Source organism: Rhodococcus sp. CH91, assembly GCF_022554085.1.
In the GTDB taxonomy this organism is placed as follows: Bacteria; Actinomycetota; Actinomycetes; order Mycobacteriales; family Mycobacteriaceae; genus Rhodococcus.
In genome coordinates this window covers 17767-42301 of sequence record NZ_JAKFYR010000018.1, presented here as the reverse complement: position 1 = coordinate 42301, position 24535 = coordinate 17767, and the positions used below count along the sequence as shown (strand labels likewise).

Below are 24535 nucleotides of genomic sequence, written 5' to 3'. Positions count from 1 at the left end.
TTGTTCGAGCGTGATCTCGCGCCCCGCCTCCGTGCCCTGGCCTGATCTCCTGTCGTGATCTGCCGCGGGGCGCCCGCCGAGTGCGGCGCCCCGCATTAGGGTGGCAGTCATGAGCGTCGAGTCAGTGCCTGTTTCGAGCATCTACATCGCGGCTCCCGAGGGGGATACCGGGAAATCGACCGTCGCGTTGGGGGTGCTGCAGACGCTCTGCGCGTCCACCGCCCGCGTCGGAGTCTTCCGGCCCATCGCGCGTTCCGACAGCGACATCGACTACATCCTCGAACTGTTGCTCGAACACACCACCGTCGATCTCACCTACGACGAGTGCGTCGGCGTCACCTACGACGACGTGCACGACGATCCCGACGCGGCGCTCAGCGAGATCGTCCGCAAGTACCACGCGGTGGCCGACCGCTGCGACGCCGTCGTGATCGTGGGCAGCGACTTCACCGAGATCGCGAATCCCAGCGAGCTGTCCTACAACGCGCGTGTCGCCGCCAATCTCGACGCGCCGGTCCTTCTCGTCCTGCGAGGTTCCCGCCGCACTCCCACCGAGATCGCACAGCTCACCGCAGTGTGCGCGAGTGAGCTCGCGGCCCATCACGCCCATCTCGGCGCGATCGTGGTGAATCGCTGCGATCCCGATGCGCTCGGCGGCGTCGCGAAGGCGCTCGTCGACCGCAGAGAGCCGGTGTGGACGCTCCCGGAGGTACCGGCTCTGGTCGCTCCGACGATGGCCGAGCTGCAGAGCGCGATCGGCGGAGAGCTCTACAGCGGTGACCCCGACCTCCTGCAGCGTGAAGCGCTGCGCATCATGGTCGGCGGCATGACCGCCGAACGCATACTCGAGCGGCTCACCGACGGCGTGGTCGTGATCGCTCCCGCCGACCGCTCCGACGTGATCCTCGCGCTCGTCAACGCCAATGCGGCCGAGGGATTTCCGACCCTCACGGGCATCATCATGAACGGCGGCCTGCGACCGCATCCGATGATCGCGCAACTCGTCGCCGCGCTCAAACCGTCGCTGCCGATCCTGACCACGGATCTCGGCACGTTCGACACCGCCTCGGCCGCGGATCGCACCCGCGGACGCATGGCGCTCGGTGCCCAGCGCAAGATCGACACCGCCCTCGCGCTGATGGAACGGCACGTCGATTCCCAGGCGCTGCTCGACCGGCTACGACTGCCGCGACCGTCCGTGACCACACCGCAGATGTTCGAGTACCAGCTCATCGACCGGGCGCGCACACAACAACGGCACATCGTGCTCCCCGAAGGGGAGGACGACCGGATCCTCCGGGCGGCCGGGCGTGTGTTGCAGCGCGGCATCGCGGAGCTGACCATCCTCGGTGACGAAGCAGCCGTACGGCAACGTTCGTCGGAGCTCGGTGTGGACCTGGCGGATGCCCAGATCCTCGACCCCCGCACGTCCGAGCATGCCGACCGGTTCGCGGAGGAGTACGCGCGCCTCCGCGCCCACAAGGGTATGACGGTCGATCGTGCGCGCGAGATCATGAGGGACATCTCGTATTTCGGCACGATGATGGTCCATCTCGGACTCGCGGACGGAATGGTCTCGGGAGCGGCGCACACCACGGCCCACACGATTCGCCCGGCTCTCGAGATCATCAAGACCGAGCCGGGTGTGTCGACGGTGTCGAGCATCTTCCTGATGTGTCTCGCCGATCGTGTGCTCGCCTACGGCGACTGCGCCGTCGTCCCCGATCCCACGGCCGATCAGCTCGCGGACATCGCCATCTCGTCCGCCGCGACGGCCGGTAGGTTCGGTATAGACCCCAAGGTCGCGATGCTGTCGTATTCGACCGGGGAATCCGGTTCGGGCGTCGATGTCGACAAGGTACGTACCGCGACGGCCCTCGTGCGGGAACGACGCCCCGATCTGCCGGTGGAGGGCCCCATCCAGTACGACGCCGCGATCGAACCGACGGTCGCGAGCGCGAAACTGCCCGATTCCGAGGTCGCCGGCCGCGCGACCGTCTTCGTCTTCCCCGACCTGAACACCGGAAACAACACCTACAAGGCGGTGCAGCGCAGCGCCGGTGCAGTCGCCGTCGGGCCGGTCCTGCAAGGGCTGAACAAGCCGGTCAACGACCTGTCCCGAGGTGCCCTCATCCAGGACATCGTCAACACCATCGCCATCACCGCGATCCAGGCGCAGGAGGAGCAGGCGTGAGCAACCCGAACCCGGGCACCGCCGGTGCCGTGCTGGTACTCAACTCCGGATCGTCGTCCATCAAGTTCAAGCTCGTCGAACCGGCGAGCGGAAACACCCTGGCGCAGGGACTCATCGAGCGTATCGGTGAGCCCGAGGGCCGGATCACCTTCCACCACACCACGGGCAAGGACGAACGCTTCGGGGAGATCCTCGATCACCGGGCCGGGCTGCGCGCCGTGCTCGAGATCCTCGAAGGGCTCGGCCGGCCCCTGCACGACGCGGGCATTGTCGCAGTCGGTCACCGGCTCGTCCACGGCGGCAATGTATTTCACGAGCCCACCCTCATCGACGACGACGTCGTGCGCGCGGTCGACGAACTGTCGGAACTCGCCCCGCTGCACAATCCGGCGAACGTGGTGGGGATGGAAGTCGCGCGGGAGGAACTACCCGACATCCCGCATGTCGGGGTCTTCGACACCGCGTTCTTCCACGGACTGCCGGCGAAGGCTGCGACCTACGCGATCGACCGGGACGTCGCACGCAAGTACGACATCCGCCGCTACGGATTCCACGGCACCTCCCACGAGTACGTCTCGCACCGCGCCGCGGACTTCCTCGGACGCGACATCGCCGAACTGAACCTCGTCGTGCTCCATCTCGGTAACGGCGCGTCGGCGTCGGCGATCGCCGGGGGACGTCCGGTGGACACCTCGATGGGCTTGACGCCGCTCGAAGGTCTCGTCATGGGCACGCGCAGCGGCGATATCGATCCGGGGATCGTGATGCATCTGCGCCGGGTGGGTATGGACGTCGACACGATCGACGATCTGCTCAACCGCCGTTCGGGCCTGAAGGGAATGTCGGGGGTCAACGACTTCCGCGCCCTGTTGAAGCTCGTCGAGGAGGGAGACGAGGACGCGCGGCTGGCATACGACGTCTACGTGCACCGGATACGGAAGTACGTGGGCGCCTACACCTTCGAGCTCGGAGGTGTCGACGCGGTCGTCTTCACCGGCGGAGTGGGGGAGAACAACATCGACGTCCGGCGCGACAGCCTGGCGGGACTCGGCCGTCTCGGCATCGTCGTCGACGATGCCCGTAACACCGCCGACGAGCGTGGAGAACGCCGGATCTCGGCCGATTCGTCGCAGGTGGAGGTGCTCGTGATCCCCACCGACGAGGAGCTCGCCATCGCCCGCGCGGCACTCGCATTCGTCTAGGCGGCCAGGGTGGCGGCCTGTGTCCCCAGGTATCGTTCCGTCCACGGACGGCGGATCCGGTGCCCGAACGCAGGTCGACGTGGGACCGGACCGGAGAGGCGGACGCGATGCGTGGAGACGGTGACGGCTGGGCGGTGGGTCCGGACGGGGAGAAACGCTGGGGGCGGCACGGCGCTGCCGGACTGCTGCTGCGCGCCCCGCTGCCCGACGGCCGGCCCGCGGTGCTGCTGCAGCACCGGGCGGCGTGGAGCCATCAGGGAGGAACGTGGGCACTGCCGGGCGGTGCACGCGACTCGCACGAGAGCACCGTCGACGCGGCGGTACGCGAGGCACACGAAGAAGCCGGGATCGACGTGGCGGCCGTGACGGTCCGCGCCGAACGCGTCACCTCCGGTCTCCCCGGCGGGTGGACCTACACCACCGTCGTCGCCGACGCCGCGGAAACGCTCGGCACCAGCCTGAACCAGGAGAGCACCGAGCTGCGCTGGGTACCGGAACCGGAGGTCGGGGAGATGCCGCTGCACAGCGGCTTCGCCGAGGCATGGCCGGCGCTGCGCACGTGGCCGGTGCGGATGCTGCTCGACACCGCGAACGTGCTCGGAGCGAGCGGCCCGACCGGATGGTGGCGCGATCGCCCCGGCGCGACCAGCGCCCTGCTCGCCGACCTCGCGGCCGTGCTGCCCCGCACGGTCGAACTCCCCGACGGGGCGTTCGGGTGGGTCTCCGAGGTCGAAGCGGTCCTCGAAGGACGCGCTCGCGACGCGGTGATAGACGACGCCCGGATCCCGGTGCACACCACCGACGGCAGTGGCGACGACGAGCTCGCGCGGCTCGCCGCGGCCACCGCGACCGCGGTCGACCCGGGAGTGACCGTCGTGGTCACCGCTGATCGCGGACTGCGCGCGCGGTTGCCCGACAGCACGATCGCGCTGTCGCCGTCCACCGTGCTGTCCTGGCTCCGCTGATCTCTCAGTCCGGCAGAGCCGCCCTCAGCGCTGCTGCTGCAGCCCGCGGATCGGGTGCCTTCGTGATCGCCCGTACCACCGCTACCCGCGTGGCGCCGGCGGTGAGCACCTCGGGGAGACGCTCGAGGTCGATACCGCCGATCGCGAACCACGGGCGGGTCGGCTGCGACTGCGCCACCTCGCGGGTCACCTCGAGGCCGGCGGCGGTACGTCCCGGTTTGGTGGGGGTGTCCCACACCGGGCCGGACGCGAAGTAGTCGACGCCGTCCTCGACGTCGGCGAGCGCAGCCTGCGCCCGGCTCGACGTGGAGCGGCCGACGACGATGTCGTCGCCGAGGATCCGGCGCGCGTGCCGGACCGGCAGATCGCCCTGGCCGAGATGCAGGATGTCGGCCCCGGCGGCGAGCGCGATGTCGGCGCGGTCGTTCACGGCCAGGAGCGCGCCGTGGCGGGCACAGGCTGCGCCGATGATCTCGAGCGCGGCGAGTTCCTCGCGGGCCTCGAGCCTGCCGTACTTCTTCTCGCCCGCGGAGTCCTTGTCTCGTAACTGGACGATGTCGACGCCGCCGGCCAGGGCCTCCTCGACGAACCGTGCGAGGTCGCCGGTGTCGCGGCGAGCGTCGGTGCACAGATACAGCCGTGCGGTCGCGAGGCGGCCGCGCGGGTCGGGATGGTTGCCGCGATAGGTGGTCACGCACAAGACGGTAGCCTCTAGGGAGAACATGACGACACGGGAGTCCCGGGGACCGCGGGGCTGAGAGGGGGCCTGCCGGCCCCGACCGTTATGACCTGACCCGGATCATGCCGGCGCAGGGAGTGAGGTGGATCTGTGACAACGGTGGCCGTCGTGGGTGGCGGAGTGATCGGGCTGTCGATCGCATGGCGGGCGGCTCGCGCGGGGCACGTGGTGACCGTGCACGACCCGGACCCCGGTACCGGAGCGTCCTGGGTGGCCGGAGGCATGCTGGCGCCCTTGTCGGAGGGCTGGCCCGGTGAAGATCACGTCCTGTCGATGGGTGCGGCATCGCTCGACCGCTGGCCGGATTTCGCCTCGATGCTCCGGGCCGAGACCGGGGCCGAAGTGTTCACTGCCGAGGCCTCCCTCACCGTCGCTCTCGACGCGGCCGACGCTGCCGACCTCCGTACCGTCGCCGAGTGGGTGCAGGCGCAGGGATACGAGATGCGCCTGACGACCCGAGCGGAGATCCGCGAACTCGAACCGTCGCTCGGGCCGCGGGTCCGTCTCGGACTGCTCGCCCCCACCGAACTGTCGGTGGACAATCGCGCCCTCGTCGACGCGCTGCGCCGCGCGGCCGCCGAGGCGGGGGTGGAATTCAGCCCTGCCGCCGTGCACGATCTCGCCGACCTGCCCGACGATCAGGTGGTACTCGCTGCCGGTGCGGCCTCCGCACGGCTGTGGCCGGGCCTGCCGGTGCGACCGGTCAAGGGAGAGATCCTGCGGCTGCGTGTGCGTCCGGGAGCGACCCCGCCGCCGCACCGCACCATCCGCGGCAGTGTGCACGGACGACCTGCATATCTGGTCCCGCGCCGCGACGGTCTGGTGGTGGGCGCGACCCAGTACGAGGCCTCCGACAAACAGGTCACCGTGGCCGGAGTGCGGGATCTGATCGCGGACGCAGAGGCGATCCTGCCCGCGCTCGGCGAGTACGAACTGCTCGAGGCGAGCGCGGGCCTGCGGCCGATGACTCCCGACAATCTCCCGCTGATCGGCCGGGTGTCCGATCGTGTGATCGCCGCGACCGGGCACGGTCGCAACGGTGTGCTGTTCACCCCGCTCACCGTCGACGCGGTGCTCGCCGAACTCGGCGGAGATGCGATTCCCGAAGTGCGACATGCCTGTCCCCGACGAATTACGGAAGCGAGTATGGGATGACGAACGATGTGTCCGTGGGTATCACCGTCAACGGTGAGGACAAGATCTACGAGGCGGCGCCGACGGTCTCGCAGCTGCTGAGCGAGCTCGGCCTGCCCGAGAAGGGGATCGCGGTCGCGGTGGACGGCGTCGTGTTCCCGCGCGGCCGGTGGTCCGAGCCGGTCGCCCGCGGTGCGCGGATCGAGATCCTCACGGCGGTCCAGGGTGGCTGAGATGCACGATCCCGGCGCCGATCTGCCGCAGCTGACCATCGCCGGGCGCACCTTCGGGTCGCGCCTGATCACCGGGACGGGCGGTGCGGCCAATCTCGCCGTGCTCGAGGAGGCGCTCGTCGCGTCGGGCACGGAGCTGACCACCGTCGCGATGCGTCGCGTCGACGCGGCGTCCGGTACCGGTGTGCTCGATCTGCTGCGCCGCCTCGGAATCGAGCCGTTGCCGAACACGGCCGGTTGCCGTGGGGCGAAGGAGGCGGTGCTGACCGCGCAGCTCGGCCGGGAGGCTCTCGAAACCGACTGGGTCAAGCTCGAGGTCATCGCCGACGAACGCACCCTGCTGCCCGACGCCATCGAACTCGTTTCGGCCGCAGAGCAACTCGTCGACGATGGGTTCGTCGTCCTGCCCTACACGACGGACGATCCGGTGCTCGCCCGGCGACTCGAGGACGTCGGCTGCGCCGCGGTGATGCCGCTCGGTTCCCCGATCGGCACCGGGCTCGGCATCTCGAACCCGCATCACATCGAGATGATCGTCGAAGCGGCAGGAGTGCCGGTGATTCTCGATGCGGGCATCGGCACCGCCTCCGATGCCGCCCTCGCGATGGAACTCGGCTGCGATGCAGTCCTGCTCGCCACCGCCGTCACCCGCGCCAAGGATCCGGCGCTGATGGCGTCGGCGATGCGGCACGCGGTCGACGCGGGTTTCCGTGCGCGGCATGCCGGGCGGATTCCGAAACGCTTCTGGGCGCAGGCATCCTCACCCGTGGAGCCGTGACGGCGGACGGAATCGACGTCCGGGTGGGTAAGTCGGCGGAAAACCGAGTCGGACCGATCGGTATGAATTACGCTCCCCGGGCATGACAATTGCACACAGATTCGCTTCGGCAGCATGTGCCGGAATCCTGGGCGCCGCGGCGTTCGTCGCGGCTCCGGGCGTGGCCCATGCCGCCGATCCCTGCATGCTCGGGTGGTCGAACGTCGGGCCCCGGACATGCGCGATGACCGACGTCCGGGTGTCTCCGGTCCCGACGCTCGGAAACGGCATCTGCGCCGGGATCCTGAACGCCTCGGGGAACGCGTTCGACGGGCCGCTCTGGGAGTACTCAACCGCTCCGGGGGCGATGCACTCCATCGAACTGCGGCTCACGCAGGGGTTCTCGCCCCTCGGCCCCTGGGCACCGACCCTTCTCGCCTGCGACCTCACGGCGATCATCGAATGGCACAACCTCGACACCGGGCAGCGGGGCTCGATGAGCCGCTTCGTCCCCGCGAGCCATACGAGCAGCCGGCCGATGACGGTGGTGGTCGGCACCGGCCCGGGCCGGGTGCAGCTCACCGTGCGCACCGACCATCCGAGCATCCCGGTCACGACCGAGGTGTTCGTGCCCTGACGGTTCGCGGCCGCTCCCACCGGGCCGATGCTGCATCCCGTGCCGTTTTCCGGCAGGGTGGTGCGCATGATCGAAGTGACCGGTTTGACCAAGACCTTCGGGTCCACGACTGCGGTCGACGACCTGACGTTCACGGTCCGTCCCGGCATCGTCACCGGCTTCCTCGGCCCCAACGGGGCGGGGAAGTCGACGACGATGCGCATGATTCTGGGGCTGGACCGTCCGACCTCGGGGACCGCGCTGATCGAAGGGAAGCCCTATCGGGAACTGGCGCGGCCCCTCTCGGTCGTCGGGGCGCTGCTCGACGCGAAATGGGTTCATCCCAACCGCTCCGCGCGCTCGCACCTGGCGTGGCTCGCCGCCTCGAACGGCCTGCCCTCGTCGCGGGTGGACGAGGTACTGCGGCAGGTGGGTCTGACGGAGGTCGCCGGGAAGCGTGCGGGCGGATTCTCGCTCGGTATGTCGCAGCGGCTCGGTCTCGCCGCCGCGCTGCTCGGCGACCCGCGGGTGCTGCTGTTCGACGAACCGGTCAACGGTCTCGACCCCGAGGGTATCGTGTGGATCCGCCGGTTCATGCAGGCACTCGCGGCCGAAGGACGCACAGTGCTGGTGTCCAGCCACCTGCTCTCGGAGATGGCGCAGACCGCCGAGCACCTGATCGTCATCGGCCGCGGCCGGCTCATCGCCGACACCTCGGTGAAGGACTTCGTCGACCGGGCCTCCACGTCGTTCGTCGTCGTGCGCAGTCCACAGCTCGACGAGCTGCGCACGGTGCTCACCGAAGGCGGGCATGCCGTGCGCGACGACGACGGTGCCCTCCACGTCACGGGGGCGACGGCGGCGGAGATCGGGGAACTCGCCGCAGCGCGGTCGATCGTGTTGCACGAACTGGTGAGCCGCAACGCTTCCCTGGAGGAGGCGTTCATGAAACTCACCGGTGGCGAGGTCGAGTACCACGGATCCGGAGTCGACGTCATGAAGGGTGGACTGTGATGAGTACGGCGCTCGACACACTGCGGGCCGAACGGATCAAGCTCACATCGGTGCAGTCACCGCTGTGGTGCACGGTCGCCATCGTCGCGCTGGGACTGGGCCTGGCCGCGATCCTCGGTTCGGTCTCCCGTGCCTCCGTGGGCATGGACGACGAGATGGGCAACTTCTTCCCCACCGTGGATGCCGCGGTCAGCGGCGTGAGCGGCTTCGGTGTGCTCGTGCTCATGATCCTCGCCGCCCTGTCGGTCACGAGCGAATACCGCTTCGGAGTCATCCGCACGACCTTCCAGGCCACGCCGAACCGCGTCCTGTTGTTGACGATGAAGGCCGTGCTCATCGGTGTGCTCGGAGCCGTCCTGACGTTCGTCGTCTCGCTCGGGGCGTTCTATCTCGCGAAGGCGCTGGCCGGGCCGGACGCCGGCCGGGAACTCGTGCTCGACGGCGACGCCGCCTGGCGCGCGATCTACGGCACCTCGATCTACGCGTTGCTGTGTGTCTTCCTGGCGGTCGGTCTGGGCACACTGTTGCGGCAGTCGGCCGGGACGATCGCCTTGCTCATGCTGTGGCCGTTGCTCCTCGAATCGTTGTTCTCGCTGTTCGGTTCCGTGGGGCGTGAGATCCAGCCGTTCCTGCCCTTCGCGAACGCCAACCACTTCCTGGGAACGGGTCAGGGCATCGACTTCCATTGGGGCCCGTGGGGGTCACTGCTGTATTTCGCCGCCTTCTCGTTCCTCGTGTTCGCTGTGGCGCTCGTGGTGGTCGACCGCCGCGACGCCTGAGAAGCTGCATCTGCACTGTGCCGCACGGATTTCCCGTGCGGCACAGTGTCGTTTCTGTACCCTCGAACGGTGGGACGAGCCGGGGCGGTGCGCAGTCGGGGAGTGGCTCTGCTCGCCGCGGGTGTCGTGCTGGCCGCGGGATGCTCCGGCGGGGAGCAGCAATCCGCGCCGGTGGACCCGAAGGCACTCGCCGACGCCGTGCAACTCGACGCCGTGACCTCCCATCTGGCCGCACTCGAACGGATCGCCGCCGACAACGGCGGCAACCGGGCACTCGGCACCGCCGGTTACGACGCGAGCGTCGACTACGTCGTCGACCTTCTGGGCGACGCCGGATTCGATGTCCGGACACCGGAGTTCGACACCACCTCGTTCGAGGTCGACCACGAGGAGCTCGCCGTCGACGGGAGCCCGATGGAGGTACGTGCGCTGGGGCTGTCGCCGTCCACGGGAAGGGACGGACTCACCGCACGCGTGGTGCGGATCGCCCCCGACGACACACCCGGCTGCGAAGAGTCCGACTACGATTCCGCCGACGCGGCCGGTGCTGTCGTGATCGTCGATCGCGGGGTGTGCACCTTCGCGCTCAAGGAGCAGATCGCGGCGGAACAGGGAGCGGCGGCGCTGCTCGTCGCCAACAACGAGGACGGGCCACTCGTCGGAGCGGGTCTCGGTGCGGATGCGCAGCCCCGCATCCCGGTGGGCGGGGTGGCAGGACCCGATGTGGATCGCCTCGCGGCAGCGTCCACGGTGACGTTGACGCTGGCGACGCGCACCGAGAAGCAGCGCTCGCGCAATGTCGTCACCCAGACCCGCACGGGTTCGACCGACGATGTCGTCGTTGTGGGCGCCCACCTCGACAGCGTCCCGGAAGGTCCGGGGATCAACGACAACGGCACCGGTGTCGCCGCCGTCCTCGAAACCGCTCTGCAACTGGGCAGTGAGCCCGGCGTGGAGAACGCCGTCCGGTTCGCATTCTGGGGAGCCGAGGAGGTCGGTCTGGTCGGATCGAGCAGTTACGTCGAATCCCTGTCCGAGGACGAGCGGCAGGACATCGCCCTGTACCTGAACTTCGACATGCTCGGGTCCCCGAATTCCGGATATCTGGTGTTCGACGGAGACGACTCCGATGCCGTCGGTGAAGGTCCCGGGCCGGAGGGTTCGGCGGGCATCGAGCGGACCTTCGCGCGGTACTTCGACGAGCGGGGGATCGCCGTCGTGGGAACGGACTTCGACGGACGCTCCGATTACGGACCCTTCGTGGCCCTCGGTATCCCGTCGGGAGGGGTGTTCACCGGCGCCGACGAGGTCAAGACCGCGGAGGAGGCCGTGCGATGGGGCGGCGTCGCCGACGAACCCTTCGACCCGAACTATCACACTCCCGACGACGTCCTCGCCGACATCGACCGCGCCGCGCTCGCCGCGGCGGCGTCCGCCGTGGCGTACGGCACGGGTGCCTACGCGATGTCGGTCGAGGGTCCGGACGGGGTGCCGACCGGCGAACAGCGTGCGCGGGTGCGCGCCGAGTTCACCGAGTGAGCACACCCGTCGTGCTCTTCACGAACCCCCTGCGTCAGTCCTGGTGCAGGCGCCACAGCGGGTTCACGGGACCGTGACCGTGCCCGAGGTCGTAGGCCCACTCGAGGCACTTGGTGATCCACTCCTTCGCGAACTCGACCGCCTCGGGCACAGACCTGCCGTGCGCGAGGGCCGAGGCGATCGCCGCCGCGAGTGTGTCGCCGCCACCGTGGTCGTTGCCGGTCTCGATCCGCGGTGTGCTGAATTCGAGGAAACGGTCGCCGTCGAACAACAGGTCGGTACTCATACCCGAACTGCGCAGATGCCCGCCCTTCACGATCACCCACTGTGCGCCGAGCGCGTGGAGGGCTTCGGCGGCGTGACGGGCCGAGACGTCGTCGATCACCTCGATGCTCGTGATCAGCCGTACCTCGTCGAGGTTGGGCGTGACCACGGTGGCCCGGGGGATCAGCACACCGCGGATCGCGTCGAGAGCGTCGGCGTGCAGCAGCGGATCGCCGTGCATCGACGCGCACACCGGGTCGACGACGAGCGGCACCTGCTGGTCGCGGCCGATGCCCACTTCGGTGCACACCTCGGCGACGGCCTCGATGATCGGGGTCGAGGCGAGCATGCCCGTCTTCGCGGCCGACACGCCGATGTCCTCCACCACGCAGCGCACCTGATCGGCGACGGTCTCGGGAGGGATCTCGTGGAACCCGCGGACCCCGACGGAGTTCTGGATCGTCACGGCTGCCACGGCCACGCACGCGTGCACGCCGCACATCGCCATCGTGCGCGAGTCGGCTTGGATGCCGGCGCCACCGCCGGAGTCGGTGCCGGCGATGGTGAGTGCTCGAACCGGGGTCTCGCCTCGAGGCGACAAGGGCAGAAGGTCCACGCGCACACCCTACCGAGGGTGTGTCCGATCACGGCCGGGCGGCGCTGACGCGAGATTTCGTTGCGAAATACGACAGCGTTCCCGGCGGTGGGCACCCGTGTGTCCTATAGTGGCTTATGTCACAGTTCGATCACGGCTCTACCCCCTGGAGGCGCTCATGAACACGAGTTCGCCGGACCTGAACGTGTCGGACAACTCCGACCAGAACCGGTTCGAACTGCGCCTCAACGGAGATCTCGTCGGCATTCTCGGCTACTACGACTTCGAGCGTGCCGTCGCACCGAACCGCCCGGTCGTCGACTTCATGCACACCGTGATCGTCGAGGATTTCGGTCACCGCGGTCTCGCGGCCGTCCTCGTGGGTGGTTCGCTCGACCTCGCCCGCAAGCGTGGCTGGCAGGTGCGCCCGGTGTGTACCTACGTGCAGCGGTTCCTGGCAGCGCACGAGAACTACCGCGACGTCGTCGTTCCCCTCGAGTCGACGCGCACGGAACCGGTGCGCACCGCTCCGGCACGTACCGCGCCGACTCGCACCACGCCGGCGCGCAGGATACCGGCCCGCAAGGCCTGAAACCCGCCCGCTCAGACCTCGAGATCGACGATCACGGGAGCATGGTCGCTCGCGCCCTTGCCCTTGCGCTCGTCGCGGTCGATCTCCGCGTGACGCACACGCGCCGCGAAAGCGGGGGAGCCGAGGACGAAGTCGATACGCATGCCCTGCTTCTTGGGGAACCGGAGCTGGGTGTAGTCCCAGTAGGTGTAGACCCCGGGACCCGGGGCGTGTGGGCGCACCACGTCGGTGAAGCCGGCCTCGGCGAAAGCATGGAAGGCATCGCGCTCGGGCTGCGAGGTGTGCGTCTTGCCCTCGAAGAAGGACGGATCCCACACGTCGTCGTCGGTGGGTGCGACGTTCCAGTCGCCCACCAGCGCGATGGGCTGCTCGGGCGCCGCGGTTGCCCAGGCGTGCGCATCGGCACGCAGCTTGGCGAGCCAGTCGAGCTTGTATGTGTAGTGCGGATCGTTCAGATCGCGGCCGTTGGGTACGTACAGACTCCACACGCGCACGCCTGCGCAGGTCGCCCCGATCGCCCGCGCCTCGAGGGCCGGGTCGGCATCCGGATCCTTGGAGAATCCGGGCTGGTCCTCGAATCCGATCTGCACGTCGTCGACGCCCACGCGGGAGGCGATGGCCACACCGTTCCACTGGCTCAGCCCGACGTGAGCGACCTCGTATCCGAGTTCCTCGAAACGCGCGTACGGGAACTGCTCGTCCTTGCACTTGGTTTCCTGCATCGCGAGCACATCGGTCCCGGTTCGCTCCAGCCAGGCGAGGATGCGGTCGGTACGGGCACGGACGGAGTTCACATTCCAGGTAGCAAGACGCACACGCCCACTGTAGGCGACCTAGCCGACCGGCTCGGAGGCGTACCGGTAGCGATGGTGGTCGACGAAGCCCAGTTCGCGGTACATCGCCCGGGCCGCCAGGTTGTCCTCGGTGACCTGCAGGTAGGCATGGCTCGCAGCCTGATCGCGGGCCCACTTCAGCAGTGCGCCGCACAGGAGTGTGCCGAGTCCGCGGCGACGGTGCTCGGGGGCGACCTCCACGGCCGACAATCCCACCCATCGGCGTCCGTCGGGGGCGTCGGTCACCGCGGCCCGGCCGATCGCGAGCGGTGGCTGCCCGGAGGCCCCGATGCGTCCGAAAGCGAGGATGCCCGCGGCCACTGCGCCGAGGACATCCCGTGCGACCGGAGGGGTGTCCCCTCCCCGGTACAGCGACATCCACTCGGCATCCGGCTGAGCGGTGACGGTGACCGGCACCGGCTCCGGCGGCACCGGCACGTTCGCGAGGTCTGCGCCCATGACGAGCACCGGATCCGAGGTCGGCCAGCTCTCCGGTATCCGGGCGAGCCGGTCGGGCACGAGCAGTCGCACGGGCAGGCCACGCGCCGCGAACCACTCGCGCAACCGTGCCCGGACGGCCGGGTCGGCGGGATCGGCCACCGTCCCACGCTCGCCCAGCGGCGTCGCCGAATTCGCACGTCCGGAGAAGCCGTGCCCGGCCCGCACGAGCCATCCGTCCACCCAGTCCAGTTCCAGCCCGGGCCATCCCGCCGCGGCCGCATGTTCGAGCGCGCGGATCTCGGACACACGGATCGGCCGTGCCGCGATCTCCTTGAGCGCGACGACCGATGAGGGTGCGACCTGCACGACCCGCCCGTCTGCGGTGCGCACCGCGACGACCGGTTCGACGGAGACGAGTTCACCGATGACGTCGGTCATCGGATGGCTGTAGCCTGCGGGCAGTCGGTAGCGCAACACCACCCGGGTGCCGAGGGGCGCCGACGGAACCGGTCGATCGGTCGTCATCGCGGGCTCGTCAGTCGTCGTCCTCGTCGTGACCGAAGGGGTCCTCGACCGAACCGGGCAGCCAGGTCAGTCCGGGCACGCCCCAGCCGGCCCGCTTGATCGTCTTCTTGGCGGCACGGGCGTTGCGTCCGATCAGTACGTCGACGTAGAGGTAGCCGTCGAGATGCCCGACCTCGTGCTGCAGCATGCGGGCGAAGAATCCGTGGCCCTCGATCTCGACGGGCTCGCCGTTCTCGTCGGTGCCGGTGACCTTCGCCCAGTCGGCACGTCCGGTCGGGAAGTTCTCACCGGGAACGGAGAGGCAGCCCTCGAGATCGTCCTCGGGATCGGGCATCGTCTCGGGGATCTGCGAGGTCTCGAGCACGGGATTGACGACGACGCCGCGTCGCCGGACCACGGCTCCGGACGCGTCCCGGTCGGGGCAGTCGTAGACGAACAGTCTCTTGTCGACACCGACCTGGTTGGCTGCGAGACCCACGCCGTTGGCCGCCTCCATCGTCTCGAACATGTCGCCGATCAGCTGGGCGAGTTCGGCGGGTGACTCCGTCACCGGCCGGGTCGGGTTGTGCAGGACGGGGTCGCCGACGATGACGATCGGAAGAATGGCCATGGTGACACAGGATAATGGGACCGACTCACGGAGTTCTCGAACCGGTATGTGTCCGTACCCCGTGGTTGAATGACTTCCGCCGAGACGGAGACTCTTTCGTCGCCGGTGTGAACCAGTCAGTCGAGGAGGGAAATGGACGGCGCATCAGCGCACGGCAACGACCGGTCCGATCTCGCGTCCCCGCAGGGCGACGGCGCACTTGCTCAGGCGCCCGCCGGAGACGAGGCGAACGGCCTGAGCCGTCGCGATCTCGACATCCTGGCGTTCGAACGGCAATGGTGGAAATACGCCGGGGCCAAGGAGGACGCCATCAAGGAACTCTTCGGTCTCTCCGCCACCCGCTACTACCAGGTGCTCAACGCCCTGGTGGATCGACCCGAGGCGCTCGCAGCCGATCCGATGCTGGTCAAGCGGCTTCGCCGGTTGCGCGCGAGCCGTCAGAAGGCGCGCGCCGCCCGCCGGCTCGGTTTCGACACGCGCTGATCCGGCGCGTGGGGGCCCGGCCGGCCGCGAAGTCGACACGCGAGGCCGGTCGGCAGCGCCGCGTGCATCCGGGCAACTATGGTCGAGGTCGTGAGCAGAACCCCCGAGAGCCCCAATCGCGCACCTGCATCCTCGGGACCGCCTCTGCGTGCGTTCGCAATGGTCCTGATCTCTCTGGGCATCCTGTTCGCCGGACTGGGTTTCGCCTCGCTCGGTGGCTCCGACGACTCGGCTCCCGCGGCCGCGCCCGCGACGACCACCACGGCGACGTCCGTGCCGTCCGTCGCATCGCCCGCGCCCCGGGCCGGTGGGGCTACCGCCTCACCGCCGGCCGCGGCGGCTACCACCACCTCCGGACCGGCGACGCCGGCTCCTGCACTCCCTACGGAGACCGGAACATCGCTCGCCGCGTCCGCCGGCACCTCCGCCGTCGCCTCGGCACCCGTCCGGGTGTTCAACAACTCCGAGGTCTCCGGTCTCGCAGCGCAGACCGCGAGTTTCCTCGAGGACGAGGGCTTCACGGTCAGCGAGACCGGGAACTACAGCGAAGGTCTGCTCACCCGGACCTCGGTGTTCTACGGGACGTCGCCGGGCGAACAGCAGACCGCGACGGCCGTCGCCGAAGCTCTCGGTGTCTCCGCCCAGCCTCGCTTCGAGGGCATCCGCGACGCGCCTCCCGGTGTGATCGTCATCGTCACCTCCGGCTGACGCGGGACGGTCTTCGGTCCGCCACCGGGGAGCCGGCCGAATGACCCGGTTATGATCGGGTGACTTTTCGGCACTTCGAAGGAGCGGTTTGATGGTCTCCAGTTCCACCCGTCGCATGTCCTGGCGTGCTCTGGCCCCGATCGTCGCGATCGCCGCGGTGGGCCTGACTGCGTGCTCGAACGGCGAGGAGCCGACCGACGTGCCGGGCACCACTCCGCCGGTGTGGACGGGATCGCCCGCGCCGGCCTCCGAGGATCACGGCGACGACCACAGCACCGAGACCGGAACCGCGGCGACGACCGGTGGTGCTTCCCCCGCCGCTTCCGCCGCTGCGCTCACCGCCGAGCTGACCACGGCCGACGGCCGGCCCGCCGGCACGGTCTCGTTCGCGGAGAACGACGGCGAGGTCGACGTGACCGTCGAGGTCGAGGGACTCGAGCCCGGATACCACGGTGTCCACGTCCACGAATTCGGCCGGTGCGAGGCACAGTCCACCGCGCCCGCCGGCGGCGAGCCCGGCGCATTCCTCTCCGCGGGCGCACACCTGCAGGTCGCCGGCAGCACCTCGGTCCCCGAGAGCGGCGACCTGGTCTCGCTCGTAGTCCACGAGGACGGCACTGCCACCGCGACGGTCACCACCTCGCAGTTCACGCTCGAGGATCTGCAGGGCGAGGACGGCACCTCGGTGATCGTGCACGAGGACAACCTCGGTGCGCGACTCGCCTGCGGCGTGGTCGAGTGACCCAGCCCATCCGGTGAGTCCTCGTCGGCTCACGAGCGGGCGAGCACGTCCGTAATTCCCGACACAGGGCCCCGCAGACGGATCTCCGTCCGCGGGGCCCTGTGGTTGGATCGGGGTCGTGGCAGTCGCGTTTCCGGGTTCACCCCGCCCCACCCTCGGCGTGGAGTGGGAGATCGCTCTGGTGGACAAGACCACCCGCGATCTCTCGAACAGCGCGGCGGTCGTCTTCGACGAGGTCAACGAGATCGCGGGACAGACCCCGAGGTTGACCAAGGAATTCCTGCGGAACACCGTCGAACTCGTCACCGACGTGCACGACACCGTCGCCGAGGCGGTCGACGACCTGTCCGAATCGCTCTCCTTGTTGCGCCGCGCCGCGGATCCCCACGGGGTGGACCTGATGTGCGCGGGTACCCACCCGTTCGCGCAGTGGACCGACCAGACCGTCACTCCGTCTCCCCACTACGACGAGATGATCGACCGCACCCGGTGGTGGGGACGGCAGATGCTCATCTGGGGTGTGCACGTGCACGTCGGCGTCTCCTCCGCGGAGAAGGTCATCCCCATCCTCAACGCGATGCTCGTGAAATATCCCCACATGCTCGCCCTGTCGGCTTCCTCGCCGATATGGGCGGGTTACGACACGGGCTACGCGAGCAACCGCGCACTGATGTTCCAGCAACTGCCGACCGCCGGGCTGCCCTATCACTTCGCCGACTGGGCGCAATACGCGGAATTCATCGCCGACCAGCTCAAGTCGGGGGTCATCAGCCATCCGGGAGGGATGCACTGGGACATCCGGCCGGCGCCGAAATGGGGCACCCTCGAGATCCGGGTCTTCGACGGCATCACCAATCGGCGGGAACTCGCGGCGCTCGTTGCGTTCGTGCATTCGCTCGTCGTCTATTTCGACGAATGCCTCGAACGGGGAGAGGACCTTCCCGTCCTGCAACCTTGGCACGTCAAGGAGAACAAGTGGCGCGCGGCCCGGTACGGGCTCGACGCCGAGGTCATCCTCGATCCGGTGTGTACCGAACGACTCGTCACCGACGACCTGAACGATCTCCTCGAACAGATCACGCCCACCGCGGTGCGGCTCGGATGTACCGACGAACTCGCGCGGGTCGCGGACATCCCGGTGCGAGGCGCGTCCTACCAGCGCCAGCGCCGGATCGCCGAGGCGACCGGGGGAGATCTCGTCGCCGTGGTCGACTCGCTCGTCGAGGAACTCGAGGCGTAACCCGCGGGCGCGGTCCTCCCGACGCCTCGGTTCAGGCGCCGCCCGGTGCGTCCTCGTCGAGCAGACCGTCGCGGCCGAGTTGCTCCCGGTAGGCGACGCGGCCCACCCGATGCGCGATCACGGGCGCGGTGAGCACCATGAACATGCCCGACAGGACCAGCATCCAGATGTCGATCGAGCTGCGCAGGACGATCATCGCCCCGCCGAGCACGAAGAGCAGACCCACCACCTGGGGTTTCGTGGCGGGGTGCATGCGCGAGAGGGTGTCGCGGAAACGAACCACGCCGATCGCGGCGGTCAGCGAGATGAGCGCACCGATGAGGATGAGTACGTGGGCGAACCCGTCGAGAATCGTCGTCATTGTTCGTCACGCACCCGGAATCGAGCGACGGACACCGAACCGATGAAGCCGACCAGCGACAGCGCCACGGTGGCGGGGAGCACCGTCGTGTCGCGCGTGTACACCGCCCAGATCGCGATTCCGCAGATCCCGAGGGCGAGCAGCGCATCGACGCCGACCAGCCGGTCGAGGGAGTTGGGGCCCGCGATCACGCGGTAGGTGATCAGGACCGCGGAGACGAACAGCAGTGCTCCCGCGATCGCGAGTATCACGGTCACGTCAGTTCCTCCGTTCCACTACGCCAGGGGCTGGCCTGCCATTCCGAGTCCCGTTCGAAGGTCCGGATGAGCAGCCGTTCGATCAGCCGGGCGGAACGGTAGAAATCGGCCACGGCCTTGTCGGTGCTCACGTCGAGGACGTGCACGTACATGATCCGCCGCACCTGATCGATCTCGAGCACCATGGTGCCCGGGATGTTGTTCATGATGTCTGTCCACAGGGTGAGCACGAGGTCGGACTTGATGGTGAGCCTGCAGCGCAGCACGCCGGTGACCGGCGGCGGAGCGGGCCGGATCGCGAGCCAGGCCACGTTGATCGTCGACCGGATCGTCTCGACGAAGATCACGCCACCGAGCCGCATCGCCGACCACAGGTGCACTCGGCCCTCGACCGGAACGCGGGGCAACGGCAGTACCACCATGATGATGATCGAGACGAGCAGGCCGCCGAGGATATTGGCGATGCTGAACGTGCCCCACAGCAGCACCCACACCAGGGTCGTCCATCCCAGGACGGCCATCCGCAGGACGTTGGCGCGTTTCATCATCCCTGCTCACCCCCCAGCACGGCCTCGATGTACACCGTGCGGTCGCGCAGATTCTCCGCGGCACGGTTGCTGATGTCGAGCAGCGGACCGGCGAAGACTGTCAACGACACGCCGATCGCCACGAGCCAGATCGTCGGCACGAGCATTGCTGCGGGCATGCGGCCGACGTCCGGGCGTTCCTCGAACGAGATGTCGGTGGTGGATTCGTCGATCAGTGCCGAGGGACCGATATCGGCGAGGTCGCCTTCCGGAGCGTCGGCCCGGGCCCGCCAGAAGGCCTTCGTCCAGATCCGCGCGACGACATAGAGCGTGAGGAGGCTGGTCACGACACCACCGGCCACGAGTGTCCACGCCAGCACGGATCCGTCCTCCGCGCCCGCCTGCAACAGGGCGACCTTCCCGATGAACCCGGAGAAGGGCGGGATGCCGCCGAGATTGAGCGCCGGGATCAGGAAGAGCACGGCGAGGAGCGGACTCATGAGCGCCAAGCTGCCGAGCCTGCGCAGCGACGCCGAGCCCGCCTGCCGCTCGATCAGACCCACCACGAGGAACAGCGTGGTCTGCACGAGGATGTGGTGACCGACGTAGTAGACGGCCCCGGCGAGCCCGAGCTGCGACGACAATGCGACGCCGAAGATCATGTAGCCGATGTGGCTGACGAGCGTGAAGGACAGCAGGCGCTTGATGTCGTTCTGTGCGATCGCACCGAGGATGCCGACGATCATCGTGAGCAGACCGGCCACGAGTAGGACGTCGTCGAGCTCACCGCCCGGGAACAACAGGCTGTGCGCCCGGATGATCGCGTACACACCCACCTTTGTCAGCAGACCGGCGAAGACGGCCGTGACCGGTGCGGGTGCGGTGGGATAGGAGTCGGGCAGCCACGACGACAGCGGGAACACTGCAGCCTTGATGCCGAAGGCCACGAGCAGTACACCGAAGATCGCCGCCCGGGTGCCCGAGGCGACGTCGTCCATGCGTACGGCCATCTGGGCGAGATTCAGCGTGCCCGTGGCGGCGTACGCGAAGGCGATGCCCACGAGGAAGACCAGCGAGGACACCATCGAGACCATGACGTACGAGACACCGGCACGGACACGGTCGGCACTCGCACCGAGTGTCAGCAGGACGAACGACGCCGCGAGGAGGACCTCGAAGCCGACGAAGAGGTTGAACAGGTCGCCGGCCAGGAAGGCGATGTTGACGCCGGCGGTCAGTGCGAGATAGGTCGGCAGGAAGATCGAGACGGGCTGTTGCTCGTTGCCGTCGTGGATACCCTGACCGACCGCGAACAACATCACCGACAGCAGCACGATCGCCGAGACGACCAGCATCAGCGCGGACAGGCGATCGACGACGAGGGAGATGCCGATCGGTGCCTCCCACCCGCCGACCTGCAGTACGGCGATGCCGTCGGAGTCGGCGTAGTAGAGCAATGCCACGCACACGACGAGCGAGGCAACCAGCGCGATGACGGTGATCCACCGCTGGACGCGAGGACGCCGGCCGACGATCAACGTCATGGCTGCGGCGAGCAGCGGGATGAGGACCGGGAGGGGGACGAGGTTCGCGGCGCTGAGATTCATCGGCGATCCTCCTTCCCGGTCGTGCCGTCGTCCCTGTTCTTACGCTCGTGTTCGTCCGGGGCGGGTTCGTCGCCGTTGCTTCCGTCGGGGCTCGGCGGGCTCGGGTGGGTCCCGGTGTAGGCCGAATCGGTCGGATCGTCGAAGTCGCCGTCGTGCAGGTCCTCGTAGACCTCGAGGTCTTCGATATTGGTGAGCTTGTCGAGCGGGATGGGATTGCCCGCCGCGTCGAAGGCGTCGCCGCCCTTGCTCGGGATACCGGTGAGCGGATCGTCCGACCGGTCGCGGGAGGGCAGATCTGCGAGACTGCGCCGCTGCGAGACCAGGGTGTCCTCGGGGTCGTTCTCGATCTCGTCGCGCGCCCGGTAGGTGTACGAACGGTAGGTCAACGCGAGTACGAAGGCGGCCACGCCCATCGTGATCACGATCGCGGTGAGGATCATCGCCTGGGCGAGCGGGTCGGCCATGTCCTCGTTCAGTTCGCTCTCGGTACCGACGATCGGAGCGTGGCCCGCCGGACCGCCCAGCGTGAGCACCAGCAGGTTGATGCCGTTTCCGGCGAGCAGCAGTCCCAGCAGCATCTTGATGATGCTGCGCTCGAGCAGCAGGTACACCCCGGCCGCGACGAGCACCGCCACGAGGACGAGAAGAGTGATGTTCGCGGTCATCGGCTCTCACCCACCGTCTCGGCGTCGAGGCGCGCGCCGAGGCTGCGCAGCACGTCCAGGACCAGCCCGACCACGATGAGATACACACCGAGGTCGAAGAACAGCGCGGTGACGAGTTTGATATCACCGAGCAGCGGCAGCGTCATCTCGACGGTCGCCGACGACAGCGCCGGGGCGCCGAGGAACATCGACACCAGGGCGGTTCCCGCAGCGAAGGTCAGGCCGAGGCCGAGAATCTTTCCGGCGTCGATGGGAACCGCCTCTCCGAGCTCGTAACGTCCTCCCGCGAGATACCTCAGGACGAGGGCGAGACCGGCGACGAGACCGCCCGCGAACCCGCCTCCGGGGGCGTTGTGCCCGGAGAAGAAGAAGTACACCGACAGGATCATCATGGTGGGGAAGACCAGCCGTGTGGTGACCTCGAGAATCAGCGAACGGTGACGCGGATCGATGAGGTCGCCGCCGAGCAACCAGGTGGTCTCGTTGCTGGCGGACACCGCGTCCAGTTGCGCGGCGGGCGCGTCGGCGACGCGGGGGGCGCTGCCGAAGCGGCGGGTGCGGAAGACCAGGCTCGCCACGCCGGTCGCAGCGACGAGCAGGACGGAGATCTCGCCGAGCGTGTCCCACGCGCGGATGTCGACGAGCAGGACGTTGACGATGTTCTTGCCGTCGCCTCCGTAATAGGCGGCATCGGGCAGGAGCAGCGAGATCGGCTCCGCGGAGCGTGCCGCCACCGCGTACGCGCCGATGCCTGCCACCACGACGCCCACCGCGACACCGAGCAGAGCGCGGGCGAACTTGCTGCCGACGACCGCGCCGGGATCGGTCTCGGCGGGCAGCTTGCGCAGCACCAGAACGAACATCACCAGGGTGACGGTTTCGACGAGGAACTGGGTGAGTGCGAGGTCGGGGGCGCCCTGCAGTGCGAACAGCACACCGAGCCCGTATCCGGTCACACCGACCACCAGCACAGCGGCGAGCCGGTTGCGCAGCACCGTCGCGGTGACGGCGGCGGCGATCATGATCAGGCCCACCGCGAGCTGCCAGATCGAATCCCAGGCGCGAGTGGTGGGGACGGCGCTCATCCCGAAGTAGAACATCAGGACGGTCGGCAGCAGGACGAGCGTGATGAGGATCGTCGCCTGGGTCAGCGGCAGCGAACCGCGCTGGAGGAAGGCGGTCAGGCGGAGGGACAGGATGTCCATGCCGCGCAGGGTCGCGTCGTACATCCGGTCGGCGTTGCCGAGCGGGGGGTGTTCGAAGCGCAGTCGCGCGATGGTGCGGTGGGCGAGGAACAGAGCCGTGCCGCCGGCGATCACCACGGCGGTCAGTCCCAACGGGAGTGTGAATCCGTGCCACAGCGCCAGGTGGTAGGGCTTGGCGAGGGCGGTGGGCAGTGCGTCCGCGTAGGGGGTGATCAGGTGGTCGATCCACGACGATGCGAAGCCTGCGGCCAGACCGGCGAGGGCGAGGGTCGTGGGGGCGGCGAGGAGGAGTGGCCCGGGGGCGTGGAAGTGCTGCACCGCCGGACTGGGCCGTTTGAGCTGCTTGCGGCTGAAGGCACCCCAGACGAACCGGATGCTGTAGGCGAGGGTGAGGATCGAACCCAGCACGATTCCGGCGGTCGTGGCGATTCGCGCCCACTCGGGGAGTACGTCGGCGACCAGGGCCGACTCCAGTGCAGCTTCCTTCGCGACGAAACCGATGAAGGGGGGTAGCCCCGCCATGCTCGCCGCCGCGAGTATCGCGATCGTCATCAGGTAGGGAGCGGTGCTGCCGAGATGCGCGAGTTTGCGAATGTCGCGAGTGCCGGTCGAGTGGTCGATGATGCCGACCACCATGAACAGACAGGCTTTGAACAGTGCGTGCGCGATCATCATCGCCACACCCGCCAGTGCCGCTTCCCGGCTGCCCGTTCCCACCAGGGCGACGAGGAAACCGAGCTGGCTGACGGTGCCGAAGGCCAGGATGAGCTTGAGGTCGAAGGCGCGGAACGCCCGCCAGCCGGCGAGGATCATCGAGGCGAGACCGAGACCGATGACGATCGGACGCCAGGCGGCGCTGTCGGCGAAACCGGGCGCGAGCCGGGCCACGAGGTAGATGCCGGCCTTGACCATGGCGGCGGCGTGAAGATAGCCGGACACCGGGGTGGGGGCGGCCATCGCGCCGGGCAGCCAGAAATGGAGAGGCACCACCGCGGACTTCGACAGCGCGCCGATGAGCACGAGCACCACCGCGACCCCGGCGAACCAGCCGTGGGGTGCCGCGGCGACGACGTCGGAGAGGTTGTAACTGCCCACCAGTTCGCCGAGCATGATGATGCCGACCAGCATGGCCAGACCACCGGCCGTGGTCACGAGCAGAGCCTGGGTGGCCGCGCGGCGGCTGGAAGCGCGCTCGGCGTAATGCCCCACGAGCAGGAACGACAGCACGGTCGTCAGTTCCCAGAAGGTGTACAGCAACAACATGTTGTCGCTGACGACCAGGCCGAACATCACTCCGGCGAAGGCGACCATCTCGGCTGCGAAGATCCCGAGACGGGGTTCGTCGTCCTCGAAGTAGCGCGAGCAGTAGAGCAGGATCAAGGCGCCGATGCCCAGGACGAGCACGCACATGATCGCGGAGAGGGTGTCGAAACGCAGATCGAGATTCATCGACAGCGTCGATGCCCAGGTGATTTGCAGGCGTTGTTCGGTTCCCCAGTTGGCGACGACCCAGCCGAGACTCGCGAGGGGTACCAGCGCGAGCGGTAGGAATGCGTTTCTCCCCATGACTCTGACCAGGAGCGGTGCCAATAGTGCAGCAACCGCGTGGGCAACGAGTATGGCGATCAAAAGGCACTCCGTCGGGGTCGGGCCTGTCGGCGGGGTGAAACCGACTGCGGGCTGTCGGACTCGCGGTCGTCACAGCGCA

26 protein-coding genes and 1 riboswitch are annotated in these 24535 nt (G+C 68.5%); of the genes, 15 read left to right on the top strand and 11 right to left on the bottom strand.

Features of this window, described 5'->3' with window-relative positions:
- The first annotated feature begins 109 nt into the window (after nucleotides 1–109).
- The 3 genes from pta to MOM01_RS22310 all read left to right on the top strand — a co-directional run bounded on the left by pta (nucleotide 110) and on the right by MOM01_RS22310 (nucleotide 4361).
- Entirely contained in the window at nucleotides 110–2194 is a 2085-nt protein-coding gene (pta, locus tag MOM01_RS22320) for a phosphate acetyltransferase (RefSeq protein ID WP_241387633.1), read from the top strand.
- Nucleotides 2191–3396: an acetate kinase gene (locus MOM01_RS22315; protein WP_241387632.1), complete on the top strand. Its 1206-nt coding sequence runs from the start codon at nucleotides 2191–2193 to the stop codon at nucleotides 3394–3396. The genes pta and MOM01_RS22315 overlap by 4 nt, the downstream gene beginning before the upstream one ends.
- Nucleotides 3397–3503: 107 nt before the next feature.
- Nucleotides 3504–4361 carry an NUDIX hydrolase gene (locus MOM01_RS22310; RefSeq protein ID WP_241387631.1) on the top strand — a complete coding sequence of 286 codons (858 nt, stop codon included), beginning with the start codon at nucleotides 3504–3506 and terminating at the stop codon, nucleotides 4359–4361.
- Between the two features lie 4 nt (nucleotides 4362–4365).
- On the opposite strand, the gene thiE is transcribed toward MOM01_RS22310, so the two are convergent.
- The gene (gene thiE / locus MOM01_RS22305; RefSeq protein ID WP_241387630.1) at nucleotides 4366–5055 is read right to left on the bottom strand and encodes a thiamine phosphate synthase; all 690 of its coding nucleotides are present in this window, start codon (nucleotides 5053–5055) and stop codon (nucleotides 4366–4368) included.
- Nucleotides 5056–5081: 26 nt separating this feature from the next.
- Nucleotides 5082–5194, top strand: a riboswitch (TPP riboswitch).
- On the opposite strand from thiE, the gene thiO reads away from it, so the two are divergent.
- The 7 genes from thiO to MOM01_RS22270 all read left to right on the top strand — a co-directional run bounded on the left by thiO (nucleotide 5191) and on the right by MOM01_RS22270 (nucleotide 11172).
- Nucleotides 5191–6255 (top strand): glycine oxidase ThiO, encoded by a 1065-nt coding sequence (gene thiO, locus MOM01_RS22300; RefSeq protein WP_241387629.1) that lies wholly within the window; start codon nucleotides 5191–5193, stop codon nucleotides 6253–6255. It overlaps the preceding riboswitch by 4 nt.
- Entirely contained in the window at nucleotides 6252–6467 is a 216-nt protein-coding gene (gene thiS / locus MOM01_RS22295) for a sulfur carrier protein ThiS (RefSeq protein ID WP_241387628.1), read from the top strand. The genes thiO and thiS overlap by 4 nt, the downstream gene beginning before the upstream one ends.
- A gap of 1 nt (nucleotide 6468) precedes the next feature.
- Nucleotides 6469–7245, top strand: coding sequence for a thiazole synthase (locus MOM01_RS22290; protein WP_241387636.1), 777 nt, complete (start codon nucleotides 6469–6471; stop codon nucleotides 7243–7245).
- 82 nt (nucleotides 7246–7327) lie between these two features.
- The gene (locus tag MOM01_RS22285) at nucleotides 7328–7861 is read left to right on the top strand and encodes a hypothetical protein (RefSeq protein WP_241387627.1); all 534 of its coding nucleotides are present in this window, start codon (nucleotides 7328–7330) and stop codon (nucleotides 7859–7861) included.
- Between the two features lie 66 nt (nucleotides 7862–7927).
- On the top strand, nucleotides 7928–8854 hold the full coding sequence (locus tag MOM01_RS22280; protein ID WP_241387626.1) for an ABC transporter ATP-binding protein: 927 nt from the start codon (nucleotides 7928–7930) through the stop codon (nucleotides 8852–8854).
- Nucleotides 8854–9633, top strand: a complete 780-nt coding sequence (locus MOM01_RS22275; protein ID WP_241387625.1) for an ABC transporter permease — start codon at nucleotides 8854–8856, stop codon at nucleotides 9631–9633. Before MOM01_RS22280 ends, MOM01_RS22275 begins: the two co-directional genes overlap by 1 nt.
- Nucleotides 9634–9702: 69 nt before the next feature.
- Nucleotides 9703–11172 carry a M20/M25/M40 family metallo-hydrolase gene (locus MOM01_RS22270; protein ID WP_241387624.1) on the top strand — a complete coding sequence of 490 codons (1470 nt, stop codon included), beginning with the start codon at nucleotides 9703–9705 and terminating at the stop codon, nucleotides 11170–11172.
- A 34-nt stretch (nucleotides 11173–11206) separates the two neighbouring features.
- On the opposite strand, the gene thiD is transcribed toward MOM01_RS22270, so the two are convergent.
- Complete coding sequence (gene thiD, locus MOM01_RS22265) at nucleotides 11207–12052, bottom strand: bifunctional hydroxymethylpyrimidine kinase/phosphomethylpyrimidine kinase (RefSeq protein WP_241387623.1); 846 nt, start codon at nucleotides 12050–12052, stop codon at nucleotides 11207–11209.
- Nucleotides 12053–12209: 157 nt separating this feature from the next.
- Here thiD and MOM01_RS22260 point away from each other — a divergent pair, with 157 nt between their 5' ends.
- Nucleotides 12210–12623 carry a GNAT family N-acetyltransferase gene (locus tag MOM01_RS22260; RefSeq protein ID WP_241387622.1) on the top strand — a complete coding sequence of 138 codons (414 nt, stop codon included), beginning with the start codon at nucleotides 12210–12212 and terminating at the stop codon, nucleotides 12621–12623.
- 11 nt (nucleotides 12624–12634) lie between these two features.
- Here MOM01_RS22260 and MOM01_RS22255 read toward each other — a convergent pair whose 3' ends face one another.
- Genes MOM01_RS22255 through MOM01_RS22245 form a run of 3 tightly spaced genes read right to left on the bottom strand, consistent with a single transcriptional unit; the run spans nucleotide 12635 to nucleotide 15032 of the window.
- Entirely contained in the window at nucleotides 12635–13438 is an 804-nt protein-coding gene (locus MOM01_RS22255) for an exodeoxyribonuclease III (RefSeq protein WP_241387621.1), read from the bottom strand.
- Nucleotides 13439–13456: 18 nt separating this feature from the next.
- Nucleotides 13457–14422: an N-acetylglutamate synthase, CG3035 family gene (locus MOM01_RS22250; protein WP_241387620.1), complete on the bottom strand. Its 966-nt coding sequence runs from the start codon at nucleotides 14420–14422 to the stop codon at nucleotides 13457–13459.
- A gap of 10 nt (nucleotides 14423–14432) precedes the next feature.
- Complete coding sequence (locus MOM01_RS22245) at nucleotides 14433–15032, bottom strand: peptide deformylase (RefSeq protein WP_241387619.1); 600 nt, start codon at nucleotides 15030–15032, stop codon at nucleotides 14433–14435.
- A 132-nt stretch (nucleotides 15033–15164) separates the two neighbouring features.
- Between MOM01_RS22245 and MOM01_RS22240 the strand changes: the two genes are divergently transcribed.
- The 4 genes from MOM01_RS22240 to MOM01_RS22225 all read left to right on the top strand — a co-directional run bounded on the left by MOM01_RS22240 (nucleotide 15165) and on the right by MOM01_RS22225 (nucleotide 18205).
- Nucleotides 15165–15515 (top strand): DUF3263 domain-containing protein, encoded by a 351-nt coding sequence (locus MOM01_RS22240; RefSeq protein ID WP_241387618.1) that lies wholly within the window; start codon nucleotides 15165–15167, stop codon nucleotides 15513–15515.
- Nucleotides 15516–15593: 78 nt separating this feature from the next.
- Complete coding sequence (locus MOM01_RS22235) at nucleotides 15594–16223, top strand: LytR C-terminal domain-containing protein (RefSeq protein WP_241387617.1); 630 nt, start codon at nucleotides 15594–15596, stop codon at nucleotides 16221–16223.
- A 91-nt stretch (nucleotides 16224–16314) separates the two neighbouring features.
- Nucleotides 16315–16965, top strand: coding sequence for a superoxide dismutase family protein (locus tag MOM01_RS22230; RefSeq protein ID WP_241387616.1), 651 nt, complete (start codon nucleotides 16315–16317; stop codon nucleotides 16963–16965).
- Between the two features lie 118 nt (nucleotides 16966–17083).
- Nucleotides 17084–18205 (top strand): glutamate--cysteine ligase, encoded by a 1122-nt coding sequence (locus MOM01_RS22225; RefSeq protein ID WP_241387615.1) that lies wholly within the window; start codon nucleotides 17084–17086, stop codon nucleotides 18203–18205.
- A 31-nt stretch (nucleotides 18206–18236) separates the two neighbouring features.
- On the opposite strand, the gene mnhG is transcribed toward MOM01_RS22225, so the two are convergent.
- The 6 genes from mnhG to MOM01_RS22195 are packed head-to-tail and all read right to left on the bottom strand — an operon-like array spanning nucleotide 18237 to nucleotide 24456.
- Nucleotides 18237–18566 carry a monovalent cation/H(+) antiporter subunit G gene (mnhG, locus tag MOM01_RS22220; protein ID WP_241387614.1) on the bottom strand — a complete coding sequence of 110 codons (330 nt, stop codon included), beginning with the start codon at nucleotides 18564–18566 and terminating at the stop codon, nucleotides 18237–18239.
- A complete protein-coding gene (locus tag MOM01_RS22215) occupies nucleotides 18563–18823 on the bottom strand; it encodes a monovalent cation/H+ antiporter complex subunit F (RefSeq protein WP_241387613.1) in 261 nt (86 codons plus the stop codon). Before MOM01_RS22215 ends, mnhG begins: the two co-directional genes overlap by 4 nt.
- On the bottom strand, nucleotides 18820–19368 hold the full coding sequence (locus MOM01_RS22210) for a Na+/H+ antiporter subunit E (RefSeq protein WP_241387635.1): 549 nt from the start codon (nucleotides 19366–19368) through the stop codon (nucleotides 18820–18822). Before MOM01_RS22210 ends, MOM01_RS22215 begins: the two co-directional genes overlap by 4 nt.
- Nucleotides 19368–20957 (bottom strand): Na+/H+ antiporter subunit D, encoded by a 1590-nt coding sequence (locus tag MOM01_RS22205; protein WP_241387612.1) that lies wholly within the window; start codon nucleotides 20955–20957, stop codon nucleotides 19368–19370. Before MOM01_RS22205 ends, MOM01_RS22210 begins: the two co-directional genes overlap by 1 nt.
- Complete coding sequence (locus MOM01_RS22200; protein ID WP_241387611.1) at nucleotides 20954–21622, bottom strand: Na(+)/H(+) antiporter subunit C; 669 nt, start codon at nucleotides 21620–21622, stop codon at nucleotides 20954–20956. The genes MOM01_RS22205 and MOM01_RS22200 overlap by 4 nt, the downstream gene beginning before the upstream one ends.
- Nucleotides 21619–24456, bottom strand: a complete 2838-nt coding sequence (locus tag MOM01_RS22195) for a Na+/H+ antiporter subunit A (protein WP_241387610.1) — start codon at nucleotides 24454–24456, stop codon at nucleotides 21619–21621. Before MOM01_RS22195 ends, MOM01_RS22200 begins: the two co-directional genes overlap by 4 nt.
- Nucleotides 24457–24535 lie beyond the last annotated feature (79 nt).

Excerpts from the sequence above, each read along its gene's own strand:
- MOM01_RS22250 (WP_241387620.1), bottom strand. The coding sequence starts at position 14,422 with ATGACGACCGATCGACCGGTTCCGTCGGCGCCCCTCGGCACCCGGGTG.
- MOM01_RS22200 (WP_241387611.1), bottom strand. The coding sequence starts at position 21,622 with ATGACCGCGAACATCACTCTTCTCGTCCTCGTGGCGGTGCTCGTCGCG.
- MOM01_RS22240 (WP_241387618.1), top strand. The coding sequence starts at position 15,165 with ATGGACGGCGCATCAGCGCACGGCAACGACCGGTCCGATCTCGCGTCC.
- mnhG (WP_241387614.1), bottom strand. The coding sequence starts at position 18,566 with ATGACGACGATTCTCGACGGGTTCGCCCACGTACTCATCCTCATCGGT.
- MOM01_RS22285 (WP_241387627.1), top strand. The coding sequence starts at position 7,328 with ATGACAATTGCACACAGATTCGCTTCGGCAGCATGTGCCGGAATCCTG.
- pta (WP_241387633.1), top strand. The coding sequence starts at position 110 with ATGAGCGTCGAGTCAGTGCCTGTTTCGAGCATCTACATCGCGGCTCCC.
- MOM01_RS22280 (WP_241387626.1), top strand. The coding sequence starts at position 7,928 with ATGATCGAAGTGACCGGTTTGACCAAGACCTTCGGGTCCACGACTGCG.
- MOM01_RS22275 (WP_241387625.1), top strand. The coding sequence starts at position 8,854 with ATGAGTACGGCGCTCGACACACTGCGGGCCGAACGGATCAAGCTCACA.
- MOM01_RS22235 (WP_241387617.1), top strand. The coding sequence starts at position 15,594 with ATGGTCGAGGTCGTGAGCAGAACCCCCGAGAGCCCCAATCGCGCACCT.
- MOM01_RS22260 (WP_241387622.1), top strand. The coding sequence starts at position 12,210 with ATGAACACGAGTTCGCCGGACCTGAACGTGTCGGACAACTCCGACCAG.
- MOM01_RS22290 (WP_241387636.1), top strand. The coding sequence starts at position 6,469 with ATGCACGATCCCGGCGCCGATCTGCCGCAGCTGACCATCGCCGGGCGC.
- thiS (WP_241387628.1), top strand. The coding sequence starts at position 6,252 with ATGACGAACGATGTGTCCGTGGGTATCACCGTCAACGGTGAGGACAAG.
- MOM01_RS22210 (WP_241387635.1), bottom strand. The coding sequence starts at position 19,368 with ATGAAACGCGCCAACGTCCTGCGGATGGCCGTCCTGGGATGGACGACC.
- MOM01_RS22310 (WP_241387631.1), top strand. The coding sequence starts at position 3,504 with ATGCGTGGAGACGGTGACGGCTGGGCGGTGGGTCCGGACGGGGAGAAA.
- MOM01_RS22205 (WP_241387612.1), bottom strand. The coding sequence starts at position 20,957 with ATGAATCTCAGCGCCGCGAACCTCGTCCCCCTCCCGGTCCTCATCCCG.
- MOM01_RS22245 (WP_241387619.1), bottom strand. The coding sequence starts at position 15,032 with ATGGCCATTCTTCCGATCGTCATCGTCGGCGACCCCGTCCTGCACAAC.
- MOM01_RS22230 (WP_241387616.1), top strand. The coding sequence starts at position 16,315 with ATGGTCTCCAGTTCCACCCGTCGCATGTCCTGGCGTGCTCTGGCCCCG.